Annotated in this window: 3 protein-coding genes; 1 reads left to right on the forward strand and 2 read right to left on the reverse strand. The window is 57.6% G+C overall.

Going from position 1 to position 3,405, the window contains the following annotated elements; genetic code table 11:
• A partial coding sequence (locus tag AC221Y_RS22135; RefSeq protein ID WP_486708465.1) for a nucleoside-diphosphate kinase occupies nucleotides 1-231 on the reverse strand: 231 nt, incomplete at its 3' end.
• Between the two features lie 201 nt (nucleotides 232-432).
• Here AC221Y_RS22135 and AC221Y_RS22140 point away from each other — a divergent pair.
• On the forward strand, nucleotides 433-2,283 hold the full coding sequence (locus AC221Y_RS22140) for an ABC-F family ATP-binding cassette domain-containing protein (RefSeq protein WP_486708466.1): 1,851 nt from the start codon (nucleotides 433-435) through the stop codon (nucleotides 2,281-2,283).
• Between the two features lie 80 nt (nucleotides 2,284-2,363).
• Here the strand turns inward: AC221Y_RS22140 and AC221Y_RS22145 are convergent.
• Nucleotides 2,364-3,321, reverse strand: a protein-coding gene (locus AC221Y_RS22145; protein WP_486708467.1) for an IS630 family transposase whose coding sequence is annotated in 2 segments (ribosomal slippage) — nucleotides 2,364-2,978 and nucleotides 2,980-3,321 — 957 coding nt in all. Because the reading frame shifts where the segments join, the coding sequence is not laid out codon by codon here.
• Nucleotides 3,322-3,405 lie beyond the last annotated feature (84 nt).

Consider the following 3,405-nt stretch of genomic DNA (forward strand, 5'->3'; position numbering starts at 1 on the left):
AAGCACCTGAACGACGACCGGCTCGGATGCCATAAAGTCGCAAAGTTCATCGTAGAACGGACGCTCTGCGTGGACTTTGTAAAATTCGCCAGCTTGCGCCTTTGTCATGTGGATGCGCTTTTGTGCGACGATGCGCAGACCAGCTTCCTCGAACTTGGCGTTGATTTTGCCGGTAAGGTTACGCTTTGTTGCGTCTGGTTTGATGATAGAAAAGGTGCGTTCGAGCGCCATGTCTTTGCCTCTTTGGGGTTGGGTGGAACGCCCTATGCATTCCGCCTAAAAATTCGCCGATCGACTAGCACGCATGGTTGGGGATGAAAAGGCAAAGCGGTGCGGCACAATCGGCAATCGCACCACCCTAAGCGGCTGCTTCTTTGAAATTTGCAGACAGGGGCTTTCAGTTCCCCCTGCCCCTCTGCTAAGCGCAGCCTCGTGCTCAGAATTGACTCCATACGTTTCGCCATCGAAGGGCGACCATTGTTCGAGGATGCCTCGGCCAATATCCCGACCGGTCACAAGATCGGATTTGTCGGACGCAATGGCACGGGCAAGACGACGCTTTTCAAGTTGATCCGCGGCGAGTTGGTATTGGAGGGCGGCAGCGTCCACATTCCCAAGGGCGCGCGTATCGGCGGTGTTGCACAAGAAGTCCCAGGGTCCGAGGTCTCTCTGCTTGATACTGTGCTGGAGGCCGACACCGAGCGCGCAAGCCTTCTGGCAGAATCAGAAACGGCGACGGACCCGACGCGGATCAGCGACATTCAAACGCGTCTCGCAGATATTGACGCCTGGTCGGCCGAAGCACGTGCCAGTACAATTCTGCGAGGTCTAGGGTTTACCCGAGAAGAGCAGGCAATGCCTTGTTCCGCATTCTCGGGCGGCTGGCGGATGCGGGTTGCATTGGCCGGCGTGTTGTTTTCTGCGCCAGACTTGTTGCTTCTCGACGAGCCAACCAATTACCTCGACCTTGAAGGCGCGCTTTGGCTGGAAAGTTATCTTGCGAAGTATCCGCATACTGTCATCACAATCAGCCACGATCGCGGCCTGTTGAACCGCGCCGTGACGTCGATCCTGCACCTCGAAGATCGCAAGCTGACACTTTATCGGGGCAACTACGATACATTCGCCGCCACGCGGACTGCTCGACTTGCGGTGGCCGAGTCAGAATCGCGCAAGCAAGACGCCCGACGCGCGCACCTGCAAAGCTTTGTAGATCGGTTCCGCTCGAAAGCCTCCAAAGCGGTCCAGGCGCAGTCGCGTATCAAGATGATCGCAAAGATGCAGCCGATTACGACGCCGCAAGAGGCTGCCCTGAAGCGCTTCACTTTCCCCGCACCCGAGGAACTGTCGCCTCCCATCATCAACATCGACCGCGCATCCGTTGGTTATGATGGTGAGGCCGTGCTGTCTCGGCTTACTCTTCGGATCGACCAAGATGACCGCATCGCGCTGCTTGGGCGAAACGGCGAAGGTAAATCCACTCTGTCGAAACTTCTAGCGGGCAAGCTTGATCCGCTCGCAGGGCAGCTGACGCGCGCGCGGAAACTGCGGATCGGCTATTTTGCCCAACACCAGCTGGACGAGCTGCACGCTGACGAAACCCCGATTGATCACGTGCGCCGTTTGCGCCCCGATGAGGGTCCAGGCAAACTACGCTCGCGTCTTGGCGGGTTTGGAATTGGCGCCGCGCAGGCGGAAACACTCGTCGGGCGGTTGTCTGGTGGCCAGCAGGCCCGCCTGTCTTTAATGATCGCGACGCTGGATGCGCCGCATCTGCTGATCCTCGACGAGCCGACCAACCACCTTGATAGGGAAAGCCGCGAAGCGCTGGTTGAAGCGCTTACGGCTTATACTGGAGCCGTGGTTCTCGTGAGCCACGACATGCACCTTCTCAGTCTTGTCGCAGATCGGCTCTGGCTGGTGAAAGACGGCCAGGTCGGACCCTATGAGCAAGACCTCGAAGCCTATCGCCGCATGCTTCTCGATCAGCCCTCGCAAAAGCAGGACAAACCAAAGACAAAGCCGTCCCGCGCCAGTCGCGCTGATGTCGCTGAATTGCGCCAGGCAGCTTCGATTGCGGAAACGCGGGTCACCAAGCTGGCTGAAATCCACGGAAAGATTGCAGAGCGACTTGCTGATCCCGACATCTACGCGCCTGCGCGCCAGGTTGAGTACAGCACATGGCAAAAGAAGTTTACCGAGGTCGAGGACGGCCTCGCGCGCGCTGAGGACCTTTGGATGACGGCCGTTGAGAGGCTCGAGCGAGCGACCAAGAAAGGCTAAGTCCGCAAGGCCTGCCTTTTCTGATCGGCTGAAACTTAGTGAAGAATACCTCAGGATGTCCGCACTAGAGCATCGTCCATCTAATCTGCAACATACCCGGCAGCCCTGAAGAAGTTTTCGCACTCTTGTGGCGGGAAGAGTTCGCATACTTCAGCGACTGATGCGAAGAGTGTGTCAAAGGTGCGCGCTTTCAAGCGGCGCAGGTGGGCTTTGATCTTTGAGAACGCCATTTCAATCGGGTTCAGGTCGGGGCTGTAGGGTGGTAGGAACAAAAGCCAGTTTCCTTGCGCCTTCAGGAATGCCTGTGCCGTCGCAGATTTATGTGAGGACAGGTTATCTGCGATTACCACGTCACCGGGTTGAAGACACGGTGCGAGTTGGGTTTCGATATAAACCTCGAAAGCGGCACGGTTCATCGGCCCATTCAGCACCCAGGGGGCGGCCAGTTCATCCACACGGAGCCCGGCGATGAAAGTCTGCGTATGCCAATGGCCAAAAGGCGCATCCGCGTCCAACCGCACCCCGCGCAGCGATCGTCCACGTAGGCGGGTCATCTTGGTGGTGACGGCGGTCTCGTCGATAAAGATCAACCTGTGTGGCTCAAGACGCATCCTTGGCTGCCGGCGATGCTGCCACTCGAAACGCGCGGCGCGCACCTTTATCCGTCGGCGCTCTGTCGCAATCAGGGATTTTTTTATATGTATAACCAAGCCGGTGGATCAGATGACGCGACAACATCGCCGGTGTTGCCCTGACCCCATGTTCTTTGAACAGTCCCGCCGCTAGTTCCGGCATAGTCTTGTCTGGCGTTGCCTCGATCTCAGCTTTCAGAAACTTCGAGACCGCATCCAGCTTGCTGATACGCGGCCTTCCCTGCGGTGCTGGCGCCACCGATCCGGTGCGCCTCTTGCGCTGCATAATCCTGACCGCACTGGCCGCCGAAATCCGGAACCGACGGGCCGCCTCGTGGCAGGAAAACCCGTCCTCAACTAAGGAAACAACACGCTCACGGATGTCCAATGATAGTGATTTACCCATAATCCACCTCCAAATATGGTGAATCACAAATCAAGCCGTGTGGGAATCCCCTCGATTCAGTTTTTTAGGACGGCGCTCTAGGCC

This window comes from Boseongicola sp. (assembly GCF_057460485.1).